Genomic DNA, 26220 nt, shown 5'->3' with positions numbered 1-26220 from the left:
AGCTTATGTCGCTCGGTTTTCGTCGCACAAGCGGTTTCGGCATATCCTCGGGAACATGACGCAACGGGGGTCCTACGCCAAGGGCGTCGCCCGGCGTGAACAGATCCTCGAGGCCGCACTCACGGTGATCGCCCGCGAGGGCTACCGCGCCGCATCCGTGCGCGAGATCGCGGACGCCGTGGGACTCAGCCAGGCGGGACTCCTGCACTACTTCGACAGCAAGGAGCATCTGTTCGTCGAGATCCTCCGCAAGCGCGACGAGCTCGACCTGCGTACCTACCACCCCGAGGGCGCCGAGGACCTGCCCTCCGCCTACGAGCGGATGATCGCCCACAACGCCCAGGTGCCCGGGCTCGTGCACCTCTTCGCGCGGATGTCGGTCGAGGCGAGCGATCCCGCGCATCCGGCGCACGCGTACTTCGCCGAGCGCACGTCCGGATTCCTGGACGGTCTCCGCGACTGGTTCCGGGAGGCGGCAGACGCCGGACGGATGGCACCCGAGATCTCGCCCGCGACCGCCAGCAGGCTCGTGCAGGCGGCGTGGGACGGCGCGCAGCTGCAGTGGCTGCTGGACCCCTCGGTCGACATGGCCGCGATCGTCCGCGCCGCGTTCCAGAGCGCGCTGACCGGACGCCAGGCGCAGCTGCGATGACCGATCCGCTCGTCACCATCTCGACCGGCACCCTCCGCGGCCTCCGCCGTCCGGGCTCCCTCGCGTTCCTCGGCGTCCCCTTCGCCGCCGCTCCGATCGGCGAGCACCGCTTCGCCGCGCCGCAGCCTGTGACGCCCTGGGACGGCGTGCGCGATGCAACCGCCTACGGCCCGACCCCGCAGCGCGGCGACACCGGGATCACCCTCATCCCCGAGCCGTCGGTGCCCGGCGACGCGACGCTCAACGTGAACGTCTTCACACCGGACACGGATGCGGCAGTCCCCTCCCCCGTGCTCGTGTGGATTCACGGCGGCGGCTACATCTCCGGCTCGCCCGCGAGCCCCTGGTACGACGGCGACACGTTCGCCCGCGAGGGGATCGTGGTGGTCACCCTCTCGTACCGGCTCGGCTTCGACGGGTTCGGGGCCATCGAGGGCGCCGTCAGCAATCGCGGTGTACGGGACTGGATCGCGGCCCTCGAGTGGGTGCAGCAGAACATCGCCGCGTTCGGCGGCGACCCCGCACGTGTGACGATCGGCGGGCAGTCCGCCGGCGGCGGCGCGGTGTTGACGCTGCTCGGGATGCCGTCGGCACAGCACCTCTTCTCAGCGGCCTGGTCGATCTCGGGCGCGCTCGGGGACGTTCCGCTCGACGAGGCGCGCGCCCGCGCCTCGCGACTGGCGGCCGCGGCGGGCGTGAGCGCCGACCGCGACGGCTTCGCCTCGGTACCCGAGGAGAGACTGCACGCCCTGCAGAGCACGATCGAGCTCGCCCCGCACCGCGGACGGCTCGCCCCGCTGCGGGAGATGATCGCCGAGCGCGCGTGGGGTCCCGCGATCGACGACGATCTGCTCCGCACCGACACCCCGACCTCGATCGCCTCCGGTGTCGGCGCCGACAAGCCCCTCCTTCTCGGCTCCACGGCCGACGAGTTCACGATGGTCACCGACTCCTCCGCCGACAAGCTGCGCCTCGTCCCGGCCTGGCTGGCGCTGGCGGCGCTCGGGGTCGACCGACGCCGGCGCCGGGGGTATCTGCGCGACAATCCAGGCCCCCGCGCCAAGGGGACCGCAGCCGTGCTCGGTCGCTACGTGACCGACCGCGTGTTCGGCACGCTTGTGCCGCGTGTCGCGGACGCGCGCGGGTCGGCCGCGCGCACGTGGGCGTACCGCTTCACCTGGCCCTCGCCCACGATCGGGTGGGCCTGCCACTGCCTCGACGTGCCGTTCTGGTTCGGACGCCTGGAGGCGGACGGTGTCGCCCGCATCGCGGGGACGAATCCGCCCGCATCCCTCGCCGAACGAATGCACGCGACGGCCGTGGCGTTCATCCGCGACCACACCGCGGCGTGGACGCCGTGGGGCGAGGCGCCCGGCACCACCCAAGTCTTCGACCTCGACTCCCCCGTCGTCGCAGACGGCTACGCCGGCGCCGCCGCCCTGCTCTGACGTCGGTCTTACCCGCCCGCGGGTCAGGCGTCGCGAGGCAGCGGCGGGATGAGGACGGCGCGCGGCATCCGCTGACGCATGACGGCGACCGCATCCGCGTTGTCATCGGCGAGCACGGCGTGCCGGCCGAGAGGAGCGGCGACGGCGCCGGTCGTTCCGCTACCCGCGAAGAGGTCCAGCACCGCGTCTCCGGGGCGACTGGATGCCTGCACGATGCGGCGCAGCACCCCCTCGGGCTTCTGCGTCGGGTATCCGGTCTTCTCGCCACCTGAGGTCGGCACGATCGTGTGCCACCACACATCCGTGGGCAGCTTGCCGCGCGCGGCCTTCTCGGCCGTGACGAGCCCCGGTGCCATGTACGGTTCGCGATCCACCGCATCCGCGTCGAAGAAGTACCGCGCCGGATCCTTCACGTACACGAGGATCGTCTCGTGCTTCGTCGGCCATCGGCGCCGGCTCTTGGCACCGTAGTCGTACGCCCACACGATCTCGTTCAGGAACCGATCGCGACCGAAGAGCGCGTCGAGCATCACCTTCGCGTAGTGCACCTCGCGGTAGTCGAGATGCAGGTACAGCGTCCCGTCGTCCGCCAGCAGGCGCCAGGCCTCGAGCAACCGCGGCTCGAGAAAGCCCCAGTAGTCGTCGAACCGGTCGTCGTACGCGCGGAGGTCACCCCGCAGCCGCGCGTACTCCTGCCCGCGGAAGCCAGGCTGCGAGACCGCATCCGGGGCGGGCGCGGTCGCCGTCTCGATCGCGCGGATGCGGGAGCGCCCCGTGTTGAACGGCGGGTCGAGGTAGACGAGCGTGAATGCTCCGGAGGGGAGCTCCTTCGCGATCGCCAGGTTGTCGCCGTGGTGGATGGCGACGGTGCCGGGGGTGGGCTCGCTCACGGCACGCGCTGCAACCACGCATCCGTGGCGAACTTGCTCTCAACGAGCGCCTCCGCCTCGGCGTATTCCTCTTCGGTGATATGCCCGGTCGTCGCGCCGTACATCGTGGTGAACGTGCTGATGAAGCGGTCGATGATCTGCTCTCGCGGCAGCCCCGTCTGGCGCCGCAGCGGGTCGACCCGCTTGGCAGCCGACACCGTGCCCTTGTCGCTCAGCTTCTCGCGCCCGATGCGCAGCACCTCGGTCATGACCTCGCCGTCGAGGTCGTAGCTGAGGGTCGCGTGGTGCAGGACGCCGCCGTTGGCGAGGCGCTTCTGCGCGGCACCGCCGATCTTGCCCTGCGGCGAGGAGATGTCGTTGAGCGGCTGATACGTCGCCTCGACACCGAGCGATCGCAGCGCCTGCAGCGCCCAATCGTCCAGGAACGCGTACGAGTCGGCGAAGGTCATGCCGGCTACGAGGGATGCCGGCACGTACAGCGAGTAGGTGATGATCGCGTTGGCGCCCATCATCATCGCGCCGCCACCCGAGATGCGCCGCACGACGTCGTAGCCGTGGCGAGCCGCACCATCCGGGTCGACCTCGTTGCGCAGCGACTGGAACGAGCCGATGACCACCGCGGACTCGTTCCATTCCCAGAGCCGGAGCGTGGGGTTGCGTCGACCGTCGCCGACGCGGGCGGTGAGCACCTCGTCGAGCGCGAGGTTCATCCGCGGCGAGACGGGTGCGTCGTGCACGACCTCCCAGGAGAAGTGCTTCCATCCGGGAGCGGTGACCAGCGCCCGCCGCACGACCGTGCCGACCGCCTCGGGCGAGAAGCCGAGCAGCTGCGCACCGTCGGGAAGCGCGGCGCGCACAGCGGCGGCGATCGTGGCCGCATCCGTCTCGACCGAAAGTCCCTCGACCGCGCGGTTGATGTCGATCAGCGCCTCGTCGGGCTCGAGGAAGAAGTCGCCCGCGAGGTGCACGTCGGCGATGCGCCCCTCCCGCACCTCGAGATCGACGACAACGAGCTTGCCCCCGGGGACCTTGTACTCACCGTGCATGCTCTCAGCCTAGGTCGCCCGCTCCCCCGCGTCGCCGACGCGGTCTTATCGATTACCGAGACTGCATTTCCATCACGAGATCACTGTGTTTACCCGTGATCTCGTGCTCGAAATGCAGTCTCGCGGGAGAGGGGGTGACAGCGCGGGGGAAAGAGGGCGCGAGAGCGCGGGGGAAAGAGCGCCTCAGACGCGGGAAGGGATGCGGGCGTCGAGCCAGGCGAGCAGATCGGCGCGCACGTCCGCCTGCATGACCTCGTTGAAGATCTCGTGGCGCGCCCCGGGGTAGACGAGGGTCGTGACGTCGGTGAGCCCGGAGCGCTCGCGGTACTCAGCGGCGAGCTTGTGGACGCTGCGGGGGCCGCCGACGGTGTCGTCGCGCCCGACCATGAGCAGGATCGGGATGTCGCGGCCCAGATTCCGGCGCGGACGTCCGAACAGCCGCGCGGCGTCGACGGGCCCGAAGAGCTTCAGCAGGGGCGTGCCCGTGGTGAGCGGGTCGTCGACGAAGGCGCGCCCGACCGAGAGGTCGCTCGACAGCCACGCCGTTCCCGTGGCGTCCTCTCGCCGCCACGGCGCGTTGAGGTTGCCCGCGTTGAGCGTGCCCGGCAGGCGCAGCGCCGATCCCGACAGCACGACGGCGTCGTAGGCCTCCGGATGCCGGTTGACCAGGATCTGGGCGAGGAACGATCCCCAGGAGTGGCCCAGCAGCACGAGCGGCAGGTCGGGGTTCTCGTCGCGGATGCGGCTGGTCAGCTGCCACACGGCATCCACCGCCGCGCGGTGTCCACCGCGACCGAGTCGTCCGAGACGCGCGGGATCCCCCCACTGCTTCAGACCGGTGCGTCCGTGCCCCCGGTGGTCGTCCGCGTAGACCGTGAAGCCCGCCTCGGTGAGGGCGGAGATCAGCACGGGATAGCGGCCGGCGTGCTCGCCCACGCCGTGGAGGAGTTGCACGACACCGCGCGCGCGGCCCAGGGCGGGATGGACGTCATAGACGATCGCGACGCCGTGCGCGTCGGTGAACTCCGGCATGGTCCCGATTTTATGTGTTCCACGTCGCGGTGACGGGTGTAACCTCTGGTCGAGAAAGCTAGAAAAGCGAGACAAATTATGAACGCTCCGTCATCCCGTCGCTGGGCGGGTCTGGTCTTCATCAGCGTCGCCGTGTCGCTGATCATCGTCGACTCGACGATCGTCAACGTCGCCGTGCCGTCGATCGTCGACGAGCTCGGCGTCTCCTCGACCGAGGTGCAGTGGATCCAGGAGGCGTACACGCTCGTCTTCGCCGCGTTCCTCCTGTTGTTCGGTTCGATCGCCGACAGGATCGGCCGGCGGCGGCTCATGCTCATCGGCGTCGTCCTGTTCGCCCTCGCCTCCATCGGCGCAGCCCTCGCCCCGGACGGGCGCCTGCTGATCCTCGCGCGTCTCGTGCAGGGCGTGGGCGGCGCGATGATCCTGCCGACAACCCTCTCCCTCATCAACGCGACCTTCCGCGGCAAGGAGCGCGGCATCGCCTTCGCCGTGTGGGGCTCGACGATCGGCGGCATGGCGGCCGTCGGGCCCCTGCTCGGAGGCTGGCTCACCACCGCCTTCTCGTGGCGCTGGGCGTTCGGCATCAACCTGCCTCTCGCCGTCATCATCGTGATCGGCGTCCTGATGACCGTCCCGGAGTCGCGCGAGTCGACCCGGCGCGGCATCGACGGGGTGGGCGCATTCCTGTCGGTCGTCCTCTTCGGGTCCCTCGTGTTCGGGCTCATCGAGGGACGCACGTACGGCTGGTGGCAGAACACCGACACCACGTTCTCGCTCGGCTCGGTCACGTGGCCGTTCTCGATCTCGCCCGTGCCCGTGGCGTTCGCGATCGCCGTGGTCGCGCTCATCGCCTTCATCGCGTGGAGCGCGCACCGGGTCCACCGCGGTCGCGCCGCCCTCCTCGATCTCTCGCTGTTCCGGATCAGCACCTTCCGCGACGGCAATCTCGTCGCGCTGACGGTCGCCCTCGGCGAGTTCGGCATCATCCTGTCGCTGCCCCTGTGGCTGCAGTTCGTGCTCGGCTTCGACGCACTGCAGACGGGCCTGGTTCTTCTGGCCCTCGCGGTCGGCTCCTTCGTCGCGAGCGGCTTCGCCGGCGCCGCGTCCGGCCGCGTGACGCCGGTGGCGATCGTGCGGGTCGGGCTTCTCGCCGAGATCATCGGCGTCGTCTGGGTCGGTCTCGTCGTCGCCCCGGATGCGGCGTGGGGCTGGCTGCTGCCGGCACTGTTCGTCTACGGGTTCGGCGTGGGACTCGCGACCGCGCAGCTCACCGGTGTCATCCTGCAGGACGTCCCGGTCGAGCTCTCCGGACAGGGCTCCGGCACGCAGTCCACCTCCCGTCAGGTCGGTTCGGCACTGGGCGTCGCGATCCTCGGCACGGTGCTGTTCACCTCGACCGGCGGCCTGCTGGCGAGCTCGCTCGACGACGCGGGCGTGCCCGCCTCCCAGCGCGACGAGATCGTCGCCAGCGTCGTGGACTCCGCGGGCGGCGCCATCGCGGGTCTCGCTGCGAACCCGCAGACCACCGAGATCGCGACCGCCGCAGAGACCGCCTTCTCCGACGGCACCCGCTACGCCGCCTTCACCGCGGCGGGGTTCATCGCCGTGGGCCTGGTGGCAACCGTCACCCTCGGCGGCCGCCGCCGGGCGGAGGTCGAAACCGGGTAACCCATAGATCCTTAGCAAGACTAATGAGCTATGCTAAGGATCGAGATGACCGACGAATCCCCCCGCGCCGCTGAAGCGGCCGAGCTGCGCATGTCGGTCTTCCGCCTCGCCCGGCGTCTGCGTGCTCAGCGCGCGGTCGACTCGATGAGCGACGGACAGTTCTCGGTGCTCATGGCGCTGAAGGTCAATGGCACGCGCACCCTCGGTGAGCTCGCCGCCCGCGAGCGGGTGACCGCGCCGTCGATGAACCGCACCGTCAACTGCCTCGAAGAGTCCGGTTACCTCGAGCGCCGGAGCGACGACGCCGACCGCCGCAAGGTCAACATCGTGCTCACGGATGCGGGCCGCGCCGTCGTCGAAGAGACCGTGCGGCGTCGCAACGCGTGGCTCGAGGAGGCACTCGACGAGCTGGATGCCGACGAGCGCGCGACGCTGCACGCCGCATCCGAGATCCTGCGCCGGGTGGCGGAGCGATGAGCGCCATGTTCCGCTCGATGCGGCTGTTCAACTACCGCGTCTGGTTCCTGGGCGCACTCGTCTCCAACATCGGCGGCTGGATGCAGGCGACCGCCCAGGACTGGGTGGTGCTGACGCAGCTCACCGACAACGACGCCACCGCCATGGGCGTCACGATGGCGCTGCAGTTCGGACCTCCCCTCGTACTCGTGAGCATCACCGGCTGGGCGGCCGACCGCTTCGATCGCCGACGGATGCTGCTGGTCACCCAGTCCACGCTGATGCTGCTGGCCGTGGCCGTCGGCATCCTGCTGCTGACGAACGTCATGACGCTGCCGCTCATGTGGTGCTTCGCGGCGGCGTTCGGCGTCGCGAACGCGTTCGACGCGCCGGCGCGTCAGGCGTTCGTGACCGACATCGTGTCGCGCGACGACGCCTCCAACGCCGTCGCGCTCAACTCCGCATCCTTCAACGCCGCGCGTCTGCTCGGACCGGCGATCGGCGGCGTGCTGATCGTGCTGGTGGGCACCGGGTGGGTCTTCATCGTCAACGCGGGCACCTTCCTCGCGATGCTCGTCGCGCTCATGCTCGTACGGGTGCGCGAACTCGTGCCGCGCACGCGTGCGCCGGGCGGCGCGCGACTGGCCGACGGCTTCCGCTACGTCGCGGGGCGGCCGGATCTGAAGGTGATCTTCGCGATGGTGTTCCTGATCGCGGCCTTCGGCATGAACTTCCCGATCTTCGCCTCCACCATGGCGGTGCAGTTCGGGCAGCAGGCCGACGGGTACGGGCTGCTGAGTTCCGTGCTGGCCATCGGCTCCCTCGCGGGGGCACTGCTGGCCGCACGACGCGATCGCGCCCGGATGCGGGTCGTGATCGCAGCTCTCGGGGCCTTCGGCGTCTTCTCCCTCATCTCCGCGGCGATGCCGACCTACCCGCTCTACGCCGTGAGCCTCGTGTTCGTCGGCTTCAGCACCGTCACGATCCTCACGACCGCGAACGGCTACGTGCAGACCACGACGGATCCGGCCCTGCGCGGCCGCGTGCTCGCGCTGTACATGGCGGTCATCATGGGCGCCACACCCATCGGCGCTCCGATCGCCGGCTGGGTCGCCGACGCGTGGGGACCGCGCACCGCGATCGACGTCGGCGCCGTCGCGGGCCTCATCGGCTGCGCGATCGGCGTCACCTGGCTGCTCGCATCCGGTCGGGTGCGCCGCGATCCCGGGGCGCGCCTGCGGTTCGAGATCGACGAGACCCGGCCCGTCCGCGTCGTCGCGCCGGAGGATTTCAGCGACGAGGTCGCCGCCGCCACCGCCCCCATCACCCTCCCGGATGCGGCGACGCGCCGCCGCATCCGGCGCCGCTCGCCGGGCACCGCCCGCGCCCCGCGCCCCTGACGCGCGGCCCCACGCCGGCGCGCCGCGCACGCGCGTCGGAGATGCGACCCGATGTCGGAGGTTTCCGGCCGCATCCTCCGACATTCGGCCGATTCTCCGACCGGGGCCGCGGCACAGCGCGGGGTCAGGCCTCGCGGGTGATCGTGACCTTCACGTGCAGGTTGCTCTTGAACGGCCCCGCGTACACGCCGCGCAGCGGGGGCACGTCGTTGTAGTCGCGCCCGCGCCCCACGAGCACGTGGCGGTCGCCGATCTCGATGTTGTTCGTCGGGTCGAAGCCGGTCCACTCGCCGGCGAACCATTCCACCCACGCGTGCGACTCCCCCGTCACCGCGACGCCGACCTCGGCCTGCGGACGCGGATGCAGGTAGCCCGACACATAGCGCGCCGGGATGCCGACAGAGCGCAGCGCACCGATCGCGATGTGCGCCATGTCCTGGCACACGCCCTTGCGCGCCTCCCACGCGTCGATCGCCGTCGAATGAACCCCGGTCACCCCGTGCATGTACTCCACCGCGTCCCCGATCGCGACGCAGATCTCGTGCGCCGCGCGGCCCGGGTCGTCGTGCCGGGATGCGTAGGATGCGGCGAGCTCGGCGACCTCGGGATGCGGACGCGTGCGGTGCGTCTGCGTCAGCTGCTCGACCGTCTCGAGCGACCGCGCGGCCTCGGCCGCGAGACGGTCCCAGGTGATGCCGGTGTGCTCGATGGGCCGCGGGCGCACCTCCACGAGCGAGCGCGCGGTGATCGTCAGCGCCTGGTGGGGCGAGAGCACGTCGAACGCGCTCACCCGCGTGCCGAAGTAGTCGACGTAGGTGTTGACCGCGGTCGACGGCTCGATCTCGAGCGCCGCACTGAGCACGAACTGGCTCTCGGTGGTGCCGGGCAGCATCCGCGCCTCGTTGTAGGAGGCCGAGACGTCGCCGCCGTACCGGAAGCCCGTCTCGTGCTCGATCCGCAGCCGCTTCATGAGGTCTCTCCGATCCAGCTGGGCTCGGCCTGCGTCGGGAAGAACCGCTGGCGGATGGCGTCGGACGCCTCGCGCGTGACGGTCTGCACCCGGAGCATGTGGGTGGGAAGCTCGCTCAGGATGTCACCGATCGGCAGATACTCGAGGTCGTTGCGGATGCGGCCGAGCGCCCGCAGCACCTGATTCGACTGCCCCACGCGGTCCTCGCGCGGGTCGATGGCCGAGATGCACTCCTCGGCGCGCGAGATCGAGTAGATGATCGAGCGCGGGAAGAGGCGGTCGAGCAGCAGGAACTCCGCCGCGTTGCGCGCGCTCGGCATGCCACGGTACGTGCGCAGGTACGCCTCGTACGCACCGCAGGAGCGCAGGATGGTGGTCCATGACGGCCCGGACGCCTCGGTCAGCGATCGGGTCGCGAGCAGGCGCGCCGTCATGTCCGCGCGCTCGATCGACCGGCCGAGGGTGAAGAACTGCCAGGCCTCGTCACGGCTCGTCGAGGAGTCGACGACGCCGACCGCGAGGGCGGCGCGCTCGCGCACCCACTGGAAGAACTCGTGCACCTTGTCGGTCTGCAGTCGCCGCGGCATCCGCGCGTTGGTCGTGTTGAGGCACTCCCACAGCTCGGTCGAGACGATCTCGCGCGCGCGGCGGGCGTTCTCGCGCGCCGAGGTCAGCGAGTAGAGGATGCTGGAGGGGTTCATGCGGTCGACGGCGAGGCGCGCGAGCACGTGTTCGCGCGTGACGGTCTCGACGCCCTCGGGCGGCGAGGATCCCATCACCGCGAGCAGCGAGCGGCAGGCGGTGTCCTCGTCGATCCACGGGTCCTCCAGCAGCAGCTGCAGGTGCACGTCGAGGATGCGGGCGGTGCCGTCGCTGCGCTCGATGTAGCGCCCGATCCAGAACAGGCTCTCGGCGATCCGGCTCAGCAGCATTGCGCACCCCCCTCCATGTCCCGATTGCTGCAATCCATGTCCCGGTTGCCGCAATTATCGGGGGCGACTTCTGCGGAAAGTGGGACATGCCCGGAGGTGGATGCGGCGACGCGGGCCTGTTGCTGTTGCTCCTGCTGCTCGACATGCGAGCGGGGACGCTCCTGCGGTGAGTGATCGACCTCATCGGGGGTGACCTCGAGCGCCGCATCCGTGATGATCGGGATGGCCTGCGTGATCGTCGAGGCCTGGTCGGCCACGAGCCCCGCCAGCCCCTGGCCCTGCCCGTACTCGACGTGGCCCGGGGCCGCGCCACCGACGACCCAGGTGTCCTTCGACCCGCCGCCCTGGCTCGAGTTGACGACGAGCTGCCCCTCCGGGAGCGCCACACGCGTGAGACCGCCGGGCAGCACCCAGATGTCGTCGCCGTCGTTCACGGCGAACGGTCGCAGGTCGGCGTGGCGCGGCCGCATCCCGTCTTCGACGAGCGTGGGGATCGTGGACAGCATGACGACCGGCTGCGCGATCCACCCGCGCGGGTCGGCCAGCAGGGTCTTGCGCAGCGTGTCGAGCTCGGCACGCGAGGCGTCGGGACCGACCACGAGTCCCTTGCCGCCGGAGCCGTCGACCGGCTTCACGACGAGCTCGTCGAGGCGGTCCAGCACCTCCTCGAGCGCCGCCGGGTCCTCGAGCCGCCACGTGTCCACAATCGGAAGGATGGGCTCCTCCGACAGGTAGTAGCGGATGAGGTCGGGCGTGTAGGTGTAGAGCAGCTTGTCGTCGGCGACGCCGTTGCCCACCGCGTTGGCGATCGTGACGTTGCCCATGCGCGCGGCGAGCATGAGCCCCGGCGCGCCCAGCATCGAGTCGGCGCGGAACTGCAGCGGATCGAGGAAGTCGTCGTCGACCCGGCGGTAGATGACGTCGACGCGCTTGGGCCCGCGCGTCGTGCGCATGAAGACCCGCCCGCCCATACACAGCAGGTCGCGCCCCTCGACGAGCTCCACGCCCATGAGCCGCGCGAGCAGCGTGTGCTCGAAGTACGCCGAGTTGTAGACGCCGGGCGTGAGCACGACGACGTTGGGGTCGTCGATGCCGGGCGGGGCCGAGGCGCGCAGGGCCGCGAGCAGCTTGTTGGGGTAGTCGCCCACCGGACGCACCCGCATCGAGAGGAACAGCTCGGGCAGGGTCTGCGCCATGACGCGGCGGTTGGAGATGACGTAGCTGACGCCCGAGGGCACGCGCACGTTGTCTTCGAGCACCCGCATCTTGCCGTGCTCGTCGCGGATGAGGTCGATGCCGGACACCTGGATGCGGACGCCGTTCGCCGCGTGGATGCCGGCGGCCTGGCGGTAGAAGTACTGGCTCGACGCGATCAGGCGCGCGGGGATCACCCCGTCGCGCACGCAGTTCTGGCGGCCGTAGGCATCGTCGAGGAACGCTTCGAGGGCCCGGACGCGCTGCTTGACGCCGGCCTCGATCTCGCTCCACTCCGCGTAGTCGATGATGCGGGGCACCGCATCCAGCGGGAACGGCCGTTCCTCGCCCGCGAAGTCGAAGGTGACGCCCTGAGCGAGGTAGCTGGAGGCGAGCGACTCGGTGCGCCCGCGCAGCTCCTCCTGCGTCATGCGCGCCAGCGCCTGGTAGAGCTCGCGGTAGGCGCTCCGCGACTCCGCCGCTGCTCCGGGGTGCGCGGGATGACCGAACATCTCGTCGAACGCGGGCAGCCCCTGCGGGGTCTTGCGCGGCGCGAGAGTGGAGCCGTAGCCGTCGAACAAGTCGCCCATGCGATGAGCCTAATCGCGCGCGTATTGCCAGGATGTTTCTCCGCACGCCGCGATGTGGATCGCGCCAGCCGGTTCCCGGTCCACCCGCACCCGCTCCGCGTCCCGCATACGCTCCGCTCCGCACGCCGCACGCCGCACCCCGCACCCCGCATCCGCTCGCGCGACGTCGGTGTCTCAAACGTGCACGCACCACACCCCGCAAACGTGCACAAGTGAGACACGCAACGACCCCGCCGGCGTGCGTGTCTCAAACGGGCACGCGAGATGTCCCGTACGCGTGCATTTGTGAGACACGCATACCGGCCCGCCCCGACACGCACGCCCGCCCCGACACGCCCGCCCGCCCCAGGCGCACCAGTCCGCCCCCGCGACCCCGTTCCACACGCACCGCCCCCACCCCGCACCACATGTCAGGGGCGGTCGCGGGCGGCGCACAGCGCGCTGACGACGAGACAGGCGAGCATGCCCGCCGCCATCGGAACGGCGGTGTGCGAGCCGAGAAGACCGCCCACCGGCGCCGCGGCGGCGGCCACCGCGTACTGCGCCGATCCCATGAGCGCGGCCCCCGCACCCGCCGCGAACCGCGCCCGCGACAGCGCGAGGGCGCTTGCACCGGCCAGCACCGCGGATGCCGCTGCGCCGCTCACGAGAACGGGCACGAGGAAGGTCACCAGGGTGAACGGCCCCCACAGGGCGAAGACCAGCAGCGCGGTGGACGCCATGAGCGCCGCCCCTTGCGCGGCCGCCATCATCCGTCGGATACCGAAGCGCCCCACCAGCACGGCATTGAGCGTGCTGCCGGCGAGAACGGAACCCGCATAGAGCGCGTAGACGAGCGCGAAGCCCCACGGCCCCGTGCGCAGGATCTCCTGCGCGACGAAGGAGGATGCGGCGGAGTGCACAGCGAGCGCCGCGAACGCGAACGCCATCGACAGGGCGGGCAGAACGTATCCGCGATCGCGCAGGAGGCGCCCGTAGTTGGCGGCCATGACGCCGAGGCGGAGGGCCTGGCGCCGCCCGCGCTCGAGACTCTCGGGAACGAACAGGGCCGCCACAGCCGACGCCAGCGCGGCGAACACCGCGAGTACGAGGAAGCCCGCCCGCCATCCGCCGAGCTGCAGCGCGGCGGCCCCGAGGATGGGCGCCGCGAACGGGCCCGCTGCGATCACGGACATGAGGATGCTGTAGGCGCGGGCGGCGGCCACCCCGGTCGCGAGGTCGGCCACGACCGCTCGGGCCACGACGACCACCGCCGCAGCCCCGAGCCCCTGCGCCACGCGCGTCGCCACGAGCACCTCGATCGAGCCTGCGGCAGCGGATGCGGCGGCGGATGCGGCCAGCACCCCCAGCCCGCACAGCAGAGCTGGGCGGCGGCCGGTCGCGTCCGAGAGCGGTCCGATCAGCAGCTGACCGCCCGCGACGCCGAGGAGGAACCCGGTGTAGACCATCTGGCCGCCCGCGACGGTGGTGCCGAGATCGTCCACGATCACACCGAGGCCCGGTAGGAAGAGGCTGGCCGCGAGCGGATTGGCGGTCATGAGCAGACCGAGCACGACGACGAGTCCCGCGGTCAGCGGCCGCGACGCCCTCATCTGAGTACCGCTCGCACGAGATCCGAGTGTACGCATTGCGTTCAGTCGATCGCAATGCGTACACTCGGATCTCGTCGATGACGACTGGAAGGACGACGGATGTCCGCGTTGCGCAGCAATCTCCCTCCCACCTCCGCGCTCGGGGTCGCCCGTCGTGCGCAGTGGCGCTCCCTCGGCATCCCCGCGGAGGAGCTCGACCGCCCCAAGATCGCGATCGTCAACACCTCGTCCGATCTCGCAGCGTGCTTCGCTCATCTCGACGACATCGTCGCCGTGCTCAAGAAGGAGCTCCGGGCCCAGGGCCTGCTGCCTTTCGAGATCCGCACCGCCGCCCCGTCCGACTTCGTCACGAGCGCAGGGCGCGCCGGACGCTACATCCTGCCCAGCCGCGACCTCATCGTGAACGACATCGAGGCGGCGGTCGAGGGCGCGCTGCTCGACGGCATGATCTGCCTCAGCTCGTGCGACAAGACGACGCCGGCGCACCTCATGGCCGCCGGGCGCCTGAACGTCCCCACGGTGATCGTGCCGTGCGGCTATCAGCACTCGGGGCTCGCGGAGGGGCGCGAGGCCGACGTCGAGGAGGTCTTCCTGCTCGCCGCGCAGGCGGCCGTCACGGGAGCTCCCACCGACGACCTCGTCGACCTCGCCGACGACGCGATCCTGGGTCCGGGGGTCTGCTCGGGCATGGCCACCGCGAACTCCATGCACGTGGTCGCCGAGGCACTCGGCATGACCGTTCCGCGCGCCGCCCCCGTGCGCGCGAACGGCGCGCGGATGTGGGACAGCGTGCGCCGCTCGGCTGTCGCCATGGCCGATCTGATCGCCCGCGACATCCGGCCGCGCTCCATCATCACCGCAGAGGCGATCCAGGATGCGGTGCGCGCAATGCTGGCCGTCGGCGGATCGATGAACACCATCAAGCATCTGCAGGCGATCGCGATCGAGGCCGGCGTGGACGTCGATGTCTGGGGCTTGTTCCGCACGCTCGGTCGCCAGACCCCCTTGCTCGCATCCGTGCGCCCCAACGGCCCCGCGCTCATCGAGGAGTTCGACGACGCCGGCGGCGGTGCCACGCTGCTGCGCGCGTTGCTGCCGCTGCTGCACGGCGAGCGGCCCACTGCGGCCGGCACGACCGTCGCCGAGAACGCGGCCGCGGCTCCCGCCCCGGACGGCGTGATCATCCGTTCGCTCGAGGACCCGTTCGGCACCGATCCCGCGATCTCCGTGCTGCGCGGCTCACTCGCCCCGGGCGGCGCCGTGGCGAAGCGTCCCGTCCCGGATCCCGGTCCGCATCGTTTCCGAGGACCAGCGCGGGTGTTCGCGAACCGCGAGGAGGCGATCGGGGCGATCGGCGACGGCCGCCTCCAGCGCGGCGACGTCGCGGTCATCCGCGGCATCGGCGTGCGGGGGGCGCCCGGGATGGGTCTGACCTCCGCGTTCATCTTCGCGCTGCACGCACGGGGGCTGGCCGATGACGTCGCACTCGTGACAGACGGGCAGTTCAGCGGGCTGGTCAACCAGGGCATCTCGATCGGCGAGGTTTCCCCCGAGGCCGCGGACGACGGGCCGCTCGGCCGGGTACAGGACGGCGATGTGATCGACATCGACCTCTCCGAGGGACGCGTCGACCTGCTCGTCGAGGCCTCCGAGCTCGCCGCGCGCGAACCGTACCGCCCACCCGTCGACCGCGACTCCGGCGGCGGGATGCTCGACCAGTACGAGCAGCTCGTTCAGCCTCTGGGTTGCGGCGCCGTGCTGTGCGCGCGGCCGGGGCTCTGCGACCGAGACGACACCGAGATCCCGAGCCTGGAGGACGCATGACCGAATCGACGATCACCCTGCCCGCCGCCCGCATCCCCGTCATCGGGGAGTACGACGTCGTCGTGGTCGGAGGCGGGCCCGCGGGGCTGTTCGCCGCCACGGCCGCAGCGCGCGCCGGGCGCTCGGTGGTGCTGCTGGAGCGCTACGGGTTCCTCGGCGGCGCGGGGACCATGGGCGGCCTGAGCACCTTCTGCGGTCTGCACGCCCGCGTCGACGGGGTCGACATGCGCGTCATCCGCGGCATCACCGACGATCTGCTCGACCGACTCATCGCCCTCGACGGTCTCAACGACGCGCACCTCAGCGTCGACGACCGCATCATGGCGCAGGCGTTCGACATCTCGGCCTACAAGATCGCCGCGGACGAGCTGCTGGTCTCGGCCGGCGCGGAGGTGCTGTTCCACACGAGCGCCGTCGACACGGTACTCGCCGACGACGGCGCGATCGACGCGGTCGTCATCGAATCGAAGTCCGGCCGACAGGCCGTGCGCGGCTCCGTCTTCATCGACGGTTCCGGCGACGCCGACATCGCGGCCTTCGCGGGTGCGCCGTTCGAGCGATCGGAGCACCTGCTGTACCCCTCGCTGATGTTCCGCATCAACGGGGTCGACTACGACAAGGCGGGCCCGGCGTGGCGCACCATCCGTCGCCTGATGGAGGAAGCGGAGGCGGCCGGCACGCATCGCTTCCCCCGTAAGAAGCCCATCGTGCGTCCGCAGCGCAATCCGCTGGAGTGGCGGTCGAACCTCACGCAGCTGAGCAACGACGACGGCTCGGCCGTCGACGGCACCGATGTGCGACAGCTCTCGCACGGGGAGCTCCAGGGGCGGCGTCAGGTGCGCGACACGTTCGCCTTCATCCGCGAGCGCACGCCCGGCTTCGAGGACTCCTACGTCGTCGACATCGCGCCGCAGATCGGCATCCGCGAGACCCGTCGCATCCGCGGCCGCTACATGCTCTCCGAGCAGGACGTGCTCGGCTGCGCCGACTTCACCGATGCGATCGGGGTGAACGGCTGGCCGGTCGAGGCCCACGTGGCGGGAGACGTCGAGTTCCGCTTCGCCCCCGCCGACAGCAGAGGGTTCAACCAGCTGCCGTACCGGATGCTGGTGCCGCAGGTCGTGCCGAACCTGCTCGTCGTCGGGCGCTGCGCCTCGATGACCCAGGGCGGCCAGTCCTCGGGGCGCGTCACCGGGCCCTGCTTCGCGATGGGCCAAGCGGCCGGGACCGCAGCCGCGCTCGCGCTGGGCGCGGGCGTCTCAGCGGGCGACGTGGACGTGACGGCGCTCCAGGCGCGTCTGATCGCAGACGGCGCCTATCTCGGCACCGAGGAGCCGACCGCCGACATGGTAGTGCCGACGCCCGTCTCGGCGCGCTGAGAGCGCGTCAACCGGCGGCGGGCGGCGTGCGGTACACGCCCGGGTTCGCCGCGCGATAGGCCGCGGCGATGCGCTCGGCCGCATCCCGCAGCGCGGGCACGATCTCGTCGCGCAACGCCGCCTCCCGCGAGCGCAGCGTGGTGGACGACACCGTCAGTCCCGCCACGGCTCGCCCGGCGACGACGATCGGCACGGCTGCCGCGATCATCCCTGGATGCAGCTCCTCGATCGACACGTCGTAGCCGCCCTCGCGCACCTGCCGCAGGCGCTCGCGGAGAGCGCCGGTCTCGACGATCGTGAGAGGGGTGTACGCCTCGCGCGGTCGCGCCAGGTAGGCATCGAGCTCCGGCTCGGGCAGATCCGCCAACAGCACGCGCCCGACGGCGGTCGCGTGGGCGGGCAGGCGCGTGCCGACCCGCACCGCATCCGGCAGCGGGCGACGCTCCTCCACGCGCGCGACATGGATCACGTCGGGCAGGTCCAGCTCGCCCATGCTGCAGGTCTCCCCCGTCTGCGCGACGATCTCGGCCATGATCGGCTGCGCGATCTCGGGCAGCGACGAGGCGGCGAAGTAGCCGGCACCGAGCTCGAGGATGCGGGCGGTCAGCGCCCAGCGGCCGTTCTCGCTGCGGACGTACCCGATGTGCTCGAACGTGAGCAGGATGCGGCGCACGACGGGCCTCGGCAGCTGCACCCGCGCCGCCAGCTCGCTCACGCTCGAGGTCGCATCGTGCCCGCCGAAGGCGCGCAGCACCGCGACGGCGCGCTCCACGCTCTGGATGCGGTCGCGCGATCTGTCCTCCTGCGTCACCTGGCTACCTTCCCACGACGCGCGCCGACGCCGCGCCCGTGGGAAGGCGCGGCGTCGGGATGCGGATCAGAGGTTCTCGCGCAGGCCGTAGACCGACTCGTGCCAGGGGATGAAGAACCGCTTCGCCTCGTTGACGATCAGATACAGCACGAGACCGATCAGCGAGAGCAGCAGGATCAGCGCGAAGGTGCGTGCCGCGTCCAGGGAGTTCATGGCCCTCACGACCATCGCGCCGAGTCCGACGCTGCCGCCGAGGTACTCGCCGACGATGGCGCCGATCGTGGCGAGCACGATCGCGACCTCCATCCCGGCGAACAGGTACGGCTGCAAGCTGCGCATCTCGAGCTGCGTGAAGGTCTGCGCCCGGGAGGCGTTGAGGCTGCGCATCACCTCGCGCTGGCCCCGCTCGACGGATCGCACACCCAGCAGCACGTTGAGCATGACGGGGAAGAACGCCAGGAGGGCGGCCAGGACGATCTTGGAGGTGATCCCGAAGCCGAACCAGATGACGAACAGGGGCACGAACGCGACCTTCGGCGCGACCTGCGCGATGACGATGAGCGGTCGGATGCTCACCTCGAGCCACGGGAGCTTGCCGAGGACGACGCCCACGACCACACCGAGGACGACGGCGACGGCGAAGCCGACGAGGATCTCGGTCACGGTGACGCCCGCCTCCGCCCACGTCTTGCCGTCGGCCACGAGTGCGACGAACGCCTCGCCCACCGCGGCCGGCGGGGGGAACACGAACGGGTTCACCTCGAAGGCGCTGACGTAGAGCTGCCAGAGGCCGATGATCACGACCACGAGGGCCGGGGTCACGATCCACGGCAGGACCTTCATCGTCCGCGCGCGGGCGCGCCGGCGCTCGAGGGTCACGACCGAGGTGGTGGTCGGCTGGTCCGGGGGTGCTTGCACGGTGGTCATGCGCTCATTCCTCCTCGTCGAGGTCGTGGCGAAGGCTGCGCACGATGTCGTTGAATCCGGGCGTCGTCTGCAACTCGATGTCGCGCGGCTTGGCGTCCGGAACGGTCAGGATCTGCCGGATGCGGCCCGGCCGCGGCGTCATGTGCACGACCCGGTCTGCCAGGAACACGGCCTCCGGGATGTCGTGCGTCACGAAGACGACCGTGGAATTGGTCTGCAGGACGATGCGCTGCAGCTCCAGGTTCATCCGCTCACGAGTCAGCGCGTCGAGCGCCCCGAAGGGCTCGTCCATGAGCAGCAGGTCGGGCTCGGTGCTCAGCGAGCGCGCGATCGCGGCGCGCTGCCGCATCCCGCCCGACAGCTCACGCGGATACGAACGCTCGAAGCCCTTCAGCCCCACGAGGTCGGCGAGCTCGGCGGCACGCGCTCGCCGCTCCGCCTTGCCCACACCGCGCAGCTTCAACGGCAGCGCGATGTTGTCGAGCACGGAGAACCAGGGGAACAGGTTGCTCTCCTGGAACACGAACCCGAGCCGGGTCACGGCGGACGGCTCGACCCGGCCGTCACGCCACAGGTGGCGCCCGTCGACCTCGATCGAACCCGCGGTCGGCGCGAGCAGGCCGCCGATCATGCGCAGAAGCGTCGTCTTACCGCATCCCGAGCGCCCGATCAGGGCGACGAACTCTCCCCGCTGGATGTCGAGGTCGACGCCCGACACGGCGTGGGTCACGCCCGCCCGGGTCTGGAAGTCGCGTCCGACGCCCCGGATGCGCAGGCGAGGCTGCGTCGCGGTCTGAGTCAGCGGCGGATCGGCCGTGACGACGGTGTCGTTGCTCATGATCGTTCCTTCCCGTGCTCAGCCCGCGGGCACGTAGTCGTTCGTGATCCAGTCGCCGGGGTTCTGGCCGCCCTCGAGCATCCCCGCCTTGACGTAGGTGTCGTAGGTGGCCTTCCAGGCGTCCAGGTCGTTCTCCAGCAGCGGCACGCCGCCGTCGGCATCGACCCAGGTCTGCGTCGTGTAGACCTCCAGCGCGGCCGCGGCGATCTCGTCGTCGGCGAGCGCCGGGAAGTTCCAGTCGCCGCTGTCGCGCAGTGTCTTGAGCACGTTGGCGAAGTTGTTCGGCGCGTCGTCGATCATGTCCTGCACGGCCTCGCGGATGGCGGCCATGAACGCCTCGATCTGCGCGACCTTCTTCTCGTCCTTGAGGTTGGACTCGGTCGTGATCCAGGTCTGGATGTCGGGGGCGTCGCCGAGGCCCGCGTCGTCGACGACCGCGTCCGGGTTCTGCTGGCCGATGGCGAGCGACGTGTCGAGGCTGACGATGTAGCCGTCGAGCTGTCCCTGGCGCACGACCTCGAGGGTCGCCGCCGTGACGGGCACGGCCTGGCGGGTGACGGTGTCCTCCGCGATCCCCGCGTCGTCCAGAGTGAGGTTCAAGAGCTTCTCGCTGGTGCCGCCGATCGAGCCCATGCCGATGACCTTGCCCTCCATGTCGGCGGGGGTCGTGATGGGGTCGTCCTCGACCGAGATCATGCGCAGGTTCGACTTGTAGGCCATCGTGCCCACCGCGCGGATCGGCTGTCCGTCGACCATCGGCGGGAACACGTCCACCGTGCTCGCACGGGTCAGGGTGGTCGCACCGCCGAGCAACGACTGGATCGCGGCAGACGTGCCCTGCACCGGCTGGAGCGTCACATCGAGCCCGTGCTTCTCGAAGTATCCGCCCGAGTACGCGAACATCTCCGGGCCGAAGCTGAACGACTCCAGGGGCAGGAACGTGACGACCGTCATGGACCCGAGGTCACCGCCCGCGCCGGGCGTGGAGCCCGACTCCTCCGCGGCGCCTCCGCCGCATCCGGTGAGCGCGAGGGCGCCCGCCGCGAGCGTCGCTGCGACCAGCGACAGACGGCGGGTCTTCGTACGACGAACTGCTGTGATCATGTCTGACTCCTGTGTCGGGATGATCCGCTCACGCCATTGCGAGCGACACGACGAGTCTGCGAACCAGTACGCCGGGGTCCAACCACCTTTTCACTCACCGGAATGCACCGCCACCCCGTCGGTCCGGATCACGACGATCCGACCGGTGTCGCCGTCGACCTCCACGACATCACCCGTGCGTATCGTCTCCAGCGGCGCGGGGGCGGCCTGCACGACCGTCGGCACTCGCGTCACGATGGCGCCGAGCACGGCCTTGGTCGTGATCACGTCGAACACGAGGGCTGCGGGAGCGGTGCCCATGAGTCGCGTGCTCTGGAAGAACCCCGACCACCCCGATGAGCCCTTGGCGCCCGGGAAGACGAGCACACGACCCGTGAAGCACTGCCCGAACAGCTCGTGCCGCGGCTCGATCACGGTCCCGGTCGCGACGTCGATGCCTCCGAACCCCGAGATCGGCTCGCGCGTGACGAGCGCCGGCGCGCGCACGCGCCCGGGGACGATCCCCCGCCCGACCAGCTCGATCACGTCAGCTCCCCTCGCCAGCGGCCTGTGACGGCCGCATCCACGCACTCGCGCGTCGTGCCGAACCACGCCTCGATGCCGAGGATCGCGGGCAGGTAGTGCGCCTGCTTGGCAGAGTCGGTCGCCATGACGCGGGTGCCGGGCGGAGCGGCGCGCGACATCGCGGGGCACGACTCGGTCAGCACCCGCCCGCCGGCGCGCGTGATCGTGCGCGTCCAGCCCCGACGCAGGGCCTCGGCGGCGAGCGCACGCGGCAGCATGACCCACAGCTGCGCACCGTCGGCCAGGCGGCGCCCCTCGAGCAGCCCCGCGATCTCCTCCACCTGGGCGAGCGAGGCGTGGGGACAGCCGAGCAGCACGAAGTCGACCTCCGTGCTCTCGCCCTGGGCGTTGAGCGTCTCGTACGTCGCCCGCCGCTCCCGCTGGCCGTACGTCACCGCCTCCGGTATCCCCGCACGTCCGAACGCCGCTTCCAGAGTCGGCGCCTCCGGCGTGACGCCGGGCAGGTGATACAGCTCCACACCGCCCGAGGTCGCGGTGGCGGCACCGAAGTGCTTGAGGTCCGCATCCGATGCGGGCGCGAGCGAGCCGACGACCGCGGGCCGCGCCTCCTGCACGAGCTCGCCCACGAAGTAGCCGAGCAGTCCCCACTCGCGGAACCCCTCGACGGGCGTCTCGGCCCGCACCAGGTGGGTGGCGAGACGGTTCGCGGGCAGGTGATTTCCCCAGTACGGGATGCGGCCGGTCAACGACGCGGCACCGGTGGAGGCGGCCCCCTCGCAGTTCGTTCGGGCGCCCAGCACGGAGTTCGCATAGACGACGGCCGACGACTCCATCCAGGCGCAGTGCTCGCCGAGGACGGGCAGGTTGCCCACCTGGTACGGCGTGCAGGTGCCCAGCACCCGCACCCCGCGGTCGGTGAAGTAGGACTCCGCGTCCTCCTGCAGCCGGATGCTGTCGACCGGGTATCGGGTGAGGCCCTGGGCATCGGCGCCGAAGCCGTGCTGCAGCTGACAGGTGGGCACGCGCATCGAGGGGATCTCGAGCTCGCGGTCGCTGTCGAGGTTCATGACGGCGAACGCCTTGGCCCACCCACCCTCGGCCACCAGCTTCGCCTTGGCGGGCGAGGGCTGGGTCATGGTTCCGGCGACGTTGCGGGTGGCGACCAGGCGCTCGGCCTGGAGCGCGTCGCCATAGCGGATCAGCAGGTCCATCGCGACCGCGACGGCGTCGCCCTCGACGCCGTCGCGCATGCGCTTCTCCTCGTCGGTGAGGTGCATGATCGCGGCCCGCTCAGTGCGCGGCGCCCTCGGGCAGCACGACGTGATCCAGCTCGTAGGCGGTGGGCGCGAGGGCCTGCCCCATGATCGCCTCCATGACGCTCAGCGGCACGAGGCAGTCCGCGCATGCCCCTTCGCCGGCCTCGATGCGCACGACGATCCGATCGTCACCCGACGCCTCCCAGCTGAGCAGGTAGCCGTCGGCGCCCATCATCTCGCCGAAGGGGGCGAGCGCCTCGTCGACGGAGGTCGCTGCGCTCATCGCTCGCCTCCGATCCGACTCTGCGAGAACGGGATCTCGCGCGGCGGATTGAGCGTGAAGATCTCGACGACCGCCGACACGCCCGCGTTGTCGGCGCCGGCGACCATGATCTGCACCGAGCTGGGGTTGTGGAGCGACGCGACCGTGTCGGGTTCGTCGCTCGCGCTCGCCGTGTCCGGCATCGAGTCGGGGTGCGTGCTCGGCAGCCGCCAGCGGGTCTTGTGCGAGAGCGCGTCCTTGCCGACGGCCGCGAGCTCGGCGCGGGCGCGACGGGCGTTCTCGAACACGAACGTGCGCAGATCGTCCTTGCTCCAGCCCGCCTGGGCGAAGACCTGAGCGTGCTCGGGCGTGAGCACGAGCAGCGCGCTCGTGTACTCGTGGATGAGCGCACCGGTGCGGGCGATCGTGTCGATGAGGTCGCGCGCCAGCTGCTCGGGCTCCTGCGTATGCCGCGCCTCGATGTGCACGACCGAGCGGATGACGAACGCGGTGACGACGTCGTCGCCAGGGGCGAAGCCGTGCTCGACGTGCAGCGGCTCCCACGGACTCTGCTCCTCGTTCTCGGCGATGCACGCCGAGTACTTGGCGGGAGTGCCCTGCGTCGCCTGGTCGAGCTTGTGCGGATGCAGGCCGAACACGTTGATGCACCCGAGCCGGATCGCACGCCCGATCGTGGCGTTGGCACGGAAGCCCGATCCGAAGACGTTGCCGCGCCCGTTCAGTCCGATCCTCTCGCGGACCGGGCCGTTGACCACGAGCATCGGCGCCGTGCCGGTCGTCGACTGCCAGATCCCGCGAGCCGGATGCGGCTCCTTCGCGATGGCCTCCCATGCCGCGATCACGGTCGGGAAGTAGTCCGCCCGGCATCCGGCCATCGCCGCGTTGATCGCAGCGAGTCGCACCGTCATCGAGCGGTTGAGGTGCGAGATCGTGAACAGCACGTCCTCCGGGGCCCGATCGGTGGCGGCGAGGAACTCCTCGAGCAGCGTCTCGGTGACCGGCACCACGGGCAGGCCGTCGGTCCAGTCGTTCTCGTAGTAGTACTCGACCAGCTCGCGCACGCGGTCGGCGTCGACCGTGGGCGTCTCGTCCGTCAGAAGCGTCATCGTCATCCCTCCTCCACGCCGAGGATCCGCAGGACCTCGGGCATCACCGCGGCCGCGCGCTCGCGCACCTCGGTCTCCGTCAGACTCGCCATCGGATGCGCGACGGCGGTGAACTCGAATCCCGGGAACCCCTGCACCGAGGCCATCGCGCGACCCGACATGAAGAACGAGTCCGAGGTGATCGACACCGTCGGCACCCCCGCACGTTCGAACATGATCCCGTCGGCGACGGTCGCCGCCGAGCAGCTGCCGCAGTCGCCGACGGCCGTGATCACGATGTCGTTCTCCGCGGCGATGCGCTCCAGCAGAGGCTCGGACAGGGGAGTCCCGAAGTAGTCCTTGGTGTACAGCGTCGCCTCGCCCGCCGCATGATCGCGCTGGAGGATCGCAGCGATCTCCTCCAGCAGCATCGTGGCGTTCGGCTTCGTGTTGTCCAGCAGCCCGACCCGGAGTCCTCGCAGGCTCACCGGACGAGCGGCGAGCGTGCCGTCGTCGGCGCCCGCGCTCATCCCGGTCGGATCCAGCAGCGCTTCCTGCGGTGCCATCTCGCTCTCCCTTCGTCGCGCCAGTTGCGCGGCGGTCAGGATGACACGCGTGCTCGCCCCGACCGGAGGCCCGTTTTCACTCCACGGAAGAGTGCGTGCTCGTCCGGAGGGCAGCGGACAGGATGCTGGGAGACCACAGGAACGAGGACGATCCGTGATGACTCCCATCCCCGCGACGATGCGGGCAGCGGTGCTGGCGGACGAGCACGCCGCGATGCGGATGATGACGATCCCCGTCCCGGAACCCGGCCCCGACGAGGTGCTGCTCGAGGTGATCGCGTGCGGCGTCTGCCACACCGATCTGCACGTGATCAAGGGCGAGGTCGCCTTCCCACGCCCCGCGGTCATGGGCCACGAGGTGAGCGGGAGGATCGTGGCCATCGGCGCCGGCAGCGACACGTCCCTCGAGATCGGCGACACCGTCGTGGCCGGGTTCATCATGCCGTGCCGTGCCTGCGCGGCGTGCCTGCGCGGCCGCGACGACCTGTGCGAGCAGTTCTTCCGCCGCAACCGTCTCGAGGGGACCCTCTTCGACGGACGCAGCAGACTGCGCATGCCGGACGGATCGTTCCTCGCGATGTACTCGATGGGCGGGCTCGCCGAGTACTGCGTCGTCCCAATCTCCGCGCTGGCGGCACTCGCGCCCGGCCTCGATCCCGAGACCTCGTGCATCCTCGGCTGCGCGGGTCTGACCTCCTACGGCGCCGTCTTCCGCGCTGGCGAAGTGGCTGAAGGGGCGACCGTCGCGATCATCGGCGTCGGCGGCATCGGCTCGAGTCTCATCCCCCTGTGCCTCGCGTCCGGCGCGCGAGAGGTCATCGCGATCGACATCGCCGCGGACAAACTGCGCAGCGCCCGCGAGCTGGGTGCGACCGCGACCGTCGACGCGTCGATCGAGGACCCGGTCGACGCCGTGCGCGCCCGGTCGGGCGGGGCCGACGTCGTCTTCGAGGCGCTGGGCCGCGCCGAGACCCTGGAACAGGGGCTCGGAATGCTCGCCGACGGTGCACGCCTCGTCGCGATCGGCATCGCGGCCGCGGGAACCCGGGCGCAAGTGGAGATCACCCCTCTCGTGCGCCGCGGGCAGCAGATCGTCGGCTCGTTCGGCGCACGCACCCGCGAAGACCTCCCCGCCGTCGTGCGTCTCGCCGCAGACGGCGCCTTCGACACCGACCGACTCGTGACCCGCCGTTTCGACCTCGAGGACGCGGACGCCGCCTACGCGGCGCTCGCGCGAGGCGAGATCACCGGCCGGGCCATCATCATCCCCCGACGTATCCGAGAAGAGGAGACCCGATGACGACCGACGCCATTGCGATCGAGGACCTTCCCGCCGCACGCGGCAGAGAGCTGGGCCCGTCGTCCTGGTACCCGATCACGCAGGACGACATCGACGTCTACGCGGATCTGACCGGCGACGACAATCCGCTGCACGTCGACGAGGCCGCCGCGGCCGCTTCGCCGTTCGGCGGACGCATCGCGCACGGCATGCTCACCCTCAGCATGGTCGTGCTCCCCCTGCGCGAGATCTACCGCGTGAGCGGAGCCAGCGCCGGCATCGTCTACGGTTTCGACCGGATCCGCTTCCCCGCCCCCACGCCCTCCGGCGGACGCATTCGCCTCGCCGGCCGCATCGCCGAGGTCGAGGACCGTGGCGATGCGCTGCAGGTGACCCTCGCGCTGACGTTCGAGGTCGAGGGCTCCGCGAAACCCGGGGTGGTCGCCGAGCTCATCCTGAGGCACTTCCGGTGA

At 70.7% G+C, this 26220-nt stretch carries 25 protein-coding genes; 9 read left to right on the top strand and 16 right to left on the bottom strand.

All coding sequences use genetic code 11. From position 1 onward, the window contains the following. Nucleotides 1-55 precede the first annotated feature (55 nt). Together SK224_RS12680 and SK224_RS12675 are read left to right on the top strand one after the other, a co-directional pair. Nucleotides 56-652, top strand: a complete 597-nt coding sequence (locus tag SK224_RS12680) for a helix-turn-helix domain-containing protein (RefSeq protein WP_320435033.1) — start codon at nt 56-58, stop codon at nt 650-652. Next, entirely contained in the window at nt 649-2100 is a 1452-nt protein-coding gene (locus SK224_RS12675; protein WP_320435032.1) for a carboxylesterase/lipase family protein, read from the top strand. Before SK224_RS12680 ends, SK224_RS12675 begins: the two co-directional genes overlap by 4 nt. 23 nt (nt 2101-2123) lie before the next feature. Here SK224_RS12675 and SK224_RS12670 read toward each other — a convergent pair whose 3' ends face one another. From SK224_RS12670 to SK224_RS12660, 3 genes are all read right to left on the bottom strand, one after another. Further along, nucleotides 2124-3008, bottom strand: coding sequence for a DNA-methyltransferase (locus SK224_RS12670; protein WP_413816789.1), 885 nt, complete (start codon nt 3006-3008; stop codon nt 2124-2126). Then, complete coding sequence (locus SK224_RS12665; RefSeq protein ID WP_320435030.1) at nt 2987-4036, bottom strand: biotin/lipoate A/B protein ligase family protein; 1050 nt, start codon at nt 4034-4036, stop codon at nt 2987-2989. Before SK224_RS12665 ends, SK224_RS12670 begins: the two co-directional genes overlap by 22 nt. Nucleotides 4037-4219: 183 nt before the next feature. Next, nucleotides 4220-5068 (bottom strand): alpha/beta hydrolase, encoded by an 849-nt coding sequence (locus SK224_RS12660; protein WP_320435029.1) that lies wholly within the window; start codon nt 5066-5068, stop codon nt 4220-4222. Nucleotides 5069-5146: 78 nt separating this feature from the next. On the opposite strand from SK224_RS12660, the gene SK224_RS12655 reads away from it, so the two are divergent. Genes SK224_RS12655 through SK224_RS12645 form a run of 3 tightly spaced genes read left to right on the top strand, consistent with a single transcriptional unit; the run spans nt 5147 to nt 8592 of the window. Further along, on the top strand, nt 5147-6736 hold the full coding sequence (locus SK224_RS12655; protein WP_320435028.1) for a DHA2 family efflux MFS transporter permease subunit: 1590 nt from the start codon (nt 5147-5149) through the stop codon (nt 6734-6736). A 45-nt stretch (nt 6737-6781) separates the two neighbouring features. After that, nucleotides 6782-7213 (top strand): MarR family transcriptional regulator, encoded by a 432-nt coding sequence (locus tag SK224_RS12650; RefSeq protein WP_320435027.1) that lies wholly within the window; start codon nt 6782-6784, stop codon nt 7211-7213. A 5-nt stretch (nt 7214-7218) separates the two neighbouring features. Beyond that, a complete protein-coding gene (locus tag SK224_RS12645; RefSeq protein ID WP_320435637.1) occupies nt 7219-8592 on the top strand; it encodes an MFS transporter in 1374 nt (457 codons plus the stop codon). A gap of 124 nt (nt 8593-8716) precedes the next feature. Here the strand turns inward: SK224_RS12645 and SK224_RS12640 are convergent, their stop codons facing one another. The 4 genes from SK224_RS12640 to SK224_RS12625 form a co-directional block, all read right to left on the bottom strand. Beyond that, nucleotides 8717-9562 carry a transglutaminase family protein gene (locus SK224_RS12640; protein ID WP_234073734.1) on the bottom strand — a complete coding sequence of 282 codons (846 nt, stop codon included), beginning with the start codon at nt 9560-9562 and terminating at the stop codon, nt 8717-8719. Further along, nucleotides 9559-10491, bottom strand: coding sequence for an alpha-E domain-containing protein (locus SK224_RS12635; RefSeq protein WP_320435636.1), 933 nt, complete (start codon nt 10489-10491; stop codon nt 9559-9561). The genes SK224_RS12640 and SK224_RS12635 overlap by 4 nt, the downstream gene beginning before the upstream one ends. Further along, entirely contained in the window at nt 10485-12278 is a 1794-nt protein-coding gene (locus SK224_RS12630; RefSeq protein WP_320435026.1) for a circularly permuted type 2 ATP-grasp protein, read from the bottom strand. The genes SK224_RS12635 and SK224_RS12630 overlap by 7 nt, the downstream gene beginning before the upstream one ends. A gap of 410 nt (nt 12279-12688) precedes the next feature. After that, the gene (locus tag SK224_RS12625) at nt 12689-13870 is read right to left on the bottom strand and encodes a Bcr/CflA family efflux MFS transporter (RefSeq protein ID WP_320435025.1); all 1182 of its coding nucleotides are present in this window, start codon (nt 13868-13870) and stop codon (nt 12689-12691) included. 99 nt (nt 13871-13969) lie between these two features. Between SK224_RS12625 and SK224_RS12620 the strand changes: the two genes are divergently transcribed. Together SK224_RS12620 and SK224_RS12615 are read left to right on the top strand one after the other, a co-directional pair. Continuing rightward, nucleotides 13970-15694, top strand: a complete 1725-nt coding sequence (locus SK224_RS12620) for a dihydroxy-acid dehydratase (RefSeq protein WP_320435024.1) — start codon at nt 13970-13972, stop codon at nt 15692-15694. Further along, nucleotides 15691-17073, top strand: coding sequence for an FAD-dependent oxidoreductase (locus SK224_RS12615; protein ID WP_320435023.1), 1383 nt, complete (start codon nt 15691-15693; stop codon nt 17071-17073). The genes SK224_RS12620 and SK224_RS12615 overlap by 4 nt, the downstream gene beginning before the upstream one ends. A 7-nt stretch (nt 17074-17080) precedes the next feature. Here SK224_RS12615 and SK224_RS12610 read toward each other — a convergent pair whose 3' ends face one another. The 9 genes from SK224_RS12610 to SK224_RS12570 all read right to left on the bottom strand — a co-directional run bounded on the left by SK224_RS12610 (nt 17081) and on the right by SK224_RS12570 (nt 24468). Beyond that, nucleotides 17081-17884, bottom strand: coding sequence for an IclR family transcriptional regulator C-terminal domain-containing protein (locus SK224_RS12610; protein ID WP_320435022.1), 804 nt, complete (start codon nt 17882-17884; stop codon nt 17081-17083). Between the two features lie 66 nt (nt 17885-17950). Next, on the bottom strand, nt 17951-18811 hold the full coding sequence (locus SK224_RS12605) for an ABC transporter permease (RefSeq protein WP_320435021.1): 861 nt from the start codon (nt 18809-18811) through the stop codon (nt 17951-17953). Between the two features lie 4 nt (nt 18812-18815). Continuing rightward, entirely contained in the window at nt 18816-19649 is an 834-nt protein-coding gene (locus tag SK224_RS12600; RefSeq protein WP_309733401.1) for an ABC transporter ATP-binding protein, read from the bottom strand. Between the two features lie 18 nt (nt 19650-19667). Then, on the bottom strand, nt 19668-20753 hold the full coding sequence (locus SK224_RS12595) for an ABC transporter substrate-binding protein (protein ID WP_320435020.1): 1086 nt from the start codon (nt 20751-20753) through the stop codon (nt 19668-19670). Nucleotides 20754-20843: 90 nt separating this feature from the next. Then, on the bottom strand, nt 20844-21278 hold the full coding sequence (locus SK224_RS12590; RefSeq protein ID WP_234073743.1) for an aconitase X swivel domain-containing protein: 435 nt from the start codon (nt 21276-21278) through the stop codon (nt 20844-20846). Continuing rightward, nucleotides 21275-22555 (bottom strand): aconitase X catalytic domain-containing protein, encoded by a 1281-nt coding sequence (locus SK224_RS12585; protein ID WP_320435019.1) that lies wholly within the window; start codon nt 22553-22555, stop codon nt 21275-21277. Before SK224_RS12585 ends, SK224_RS12590 begins: the two co-directional genes overlap by 4 nt. Before the next feature lie 13 nt (nt 22556-22568). Next, complete coding sequence (locus SK224_RS12580; protein ID WP_320435018.1) at nt 22569-22817, bottom strand: hypothetical protein; 249 nt, start codon at nt 22815-22817, stop codon at nt 22569-22571. Continuing rightward, entirely contained in the window at nt 22814-23929 is a 1116-nt protein-coding gene (locus SK224_RS12575; protein ID WP_320435017.1) for a hypothetical protein, read from the bottom strand. Before SK224_RS12575 ends, SK224_RS12580 begins: the two co-directional genes overlap by 4 nt. Continuing rightward, nucleotides 23926-24468, bottom strand: coding sequence for a UGSC family (seleno)protein (locus tag SK224_RS12570; RefSeq protein WP_307320239.1), 543 nt, complete (start codon nt 24466-24468; stop codon nt 23926-23928). Before SK224_RS12570 ends, SK224_RS12575 begins: the two co-directional genes overlap by 4 nt. A gap of 157 nt (nt 24469-24625) precedes the next feature. On the opposite strand from SK224_RS12570, the gene SK224_RS12565 reads away from it, so the two are divergent. Together SK224_RS12565 and SK224_RS12560 are read left to right on the top strand one after the other, a co-directional pair. Next, entirely contained in the window at nt 24626-25768 is a 1143-nt protein-coding gene (locus SK224_RS12565) for a zinc-binding dehydrogenase (protein WP_320435635.1), read from the top strand. After that, nucleotides 25765-26220 carry a MaoC family dehydratase gene (locus tag SK224_RS12560; RefSeq protein WP_234073749.1) on the top strand — a complete coding sequence of 152 codons (456 nt, stop codon included), beginning with the start codon at nt 25765-25767 and terminating at the stop codon, nt 26218-26220. Before SK224_RS12565 ends, SK224_RS12560 begins: the two co-directional genes overlap by 4 nt.

The organism is Microbacterium sp. BG28, from assembly GCF_034044005.1.
Taxonomy (GTDB): Bacteria; Actinomycetota; Actinomycetes; order Actinomycetales; family Microbacteriaceae; genus Microbacterium.
Note: the sequence above shows the minus strand (reverse complement) of the source record. Positions and strands in the feature narration are given on the sequence as shown.

Bases quoted from the DNA above. Each gene is read 5' to 3' on its own strand.
- SK224_RS12575 (WP_320435017.1), bottom strand. From the start codon at position 23,929: ATGACGATGACGCTTCTGACGGACGAGACGCCCACGGTCGACGCCGAC.
- SK224_RS12600 (WP_309733401.1), bottom strand. From the start codon at position 19,649: ATGAGCAACGACACCGTCGTCACGGCCGATCCGCCGCTGACTCAGACC.
- SK224_RS12660 (WP_320435029.1), bottom strand. From the start codon at position 5,068: ATGCCGGAGTTCACCGACGCGCACGGCGTCGCGATCGTCTATGACGTC.
- SK224_RS12675 (WP_320435032.1), top strand. From the start codon at position 649: ATGACCGATCCGCTCGTCACCATCTCGACCGGCACCCTCCGCGGCCTC.
- SK224_RS12640 (WP_234073734.1), bottom strand. From the start codon at position 9,562: ATGAAGCGGCTGCGGATCGAGCACGAGACGGGCTTCCGGTACGGCGGC.
- SK224_RS12570 (WP_307320239.1), bottom strand. From the start codon at position 24,468: ATGGCACCGCAGGAAGCGCTGCTGGATCCGACCGGGATGAGCGCGGGC.
- SK224_RS12595 (WP_320435020.1), bottom strand. From the start codon at position 20,753: ATGATCACAGCAGTTCGTCGTACGAAGACCCGCCGTCTGTCGCTGGTC.
- SK224_RS12580 (WP_320435018.1), bottom strand. From the start codon at position 22,817: ATGAGCGCAGCGACCTCCGTCGACGAGGCGCTCGCCCCCTTCGGCGAG.
- SK224_RS12585 (WP_320435019.1), bottom strand. From the start codon at position 22,555: ATGCACCTCACCGACGAGGAGAAGCGCATGCGCGACGGCGTCGAGGGC.
- SK224_RS12620 (WP_320435024.1), top strand. From the start codon at position 13,970: ATGTCCGCGTTGCGCAGCAATCTCCCTCCCACCTCCGCGCTCGGGGTC.
- SK224_RS12680 (WP_320435033.1), top strand. From the start codon at position 56: ATGACGCAACGGGGGTCCTACGCCAAGGGCGTCGCCCGGCGTGAACAG.
- SK224_RS12560 (WP_234073749.1), top strand. From the start codon at position 25,765: ATGACGACCGACGCCATTGCGATCGAGGACCTTCCCGCCGCACGCGGC.
- SK224_RS12665 (WP_320435030.1), bottom strand. From the start codon at position 4,036: ATGCACGGTGAGTACAAGGTCCCCGGGGGCAAGCTCGTTGTCGTCGAT.
- SK224_RS12655 (WP_320435028.1), top strand. From the start codon at position 5,147: ATGAACGCTCCGTCATCCCGTCGCTGGGCGGGTCTGGTCTTCATCAGC.
- SK224_RS12630 (WP_320435026.1), bottom strand. From the start codon at position 12,278: ATGGGCGACTTGTTCGACGGCTACGGCTCCACTCTCGCGCCGCGCAAG.
- SK224_RS12615 (WP_320435023.1), top strand. From the start codon at position 15,691: ATGACCGAATCGACGATCACCCTGCCCGCCGCCCGCATCCCCGTCATC.
- SK224_RS12565 (WP_320435635.1), top strand. From the start codon at position 24,626: ATGACTCCCATCCCCGCGACGATGCGGGCAGCGGTGCTGGCGGACGAG.
- SK224_RS12645 (WP_320435637.1), top strand. From the start codon at position 7,219: ATGTTCCGCTCGATGCGGCTGTTCAACTACCGCGTCTGGTTCCTGGGC.
- SK224_RS12650 (WP_320435027.1), top strand. From the start codon at position 6,782: ATGACCGACGAATCCCCCCGCGCCGCTGAAGCGGCCGAGCTGCGCATG.
- SK224_RS12625 (WP_320435025.1), bottom strand. From the start codon at position 13,870: ATGAGGGCGTCGCGGCCGCTGACCGCGGGACTCGTCGTCGTGCTCGGT.
- SK224_RS12605 (WP_320435021.1), bottom strand. From the start codon at position 18,811: ATGACCACCGTGCAAGCACCCCCGGACCAGCCGACCACCACCTCGGTC.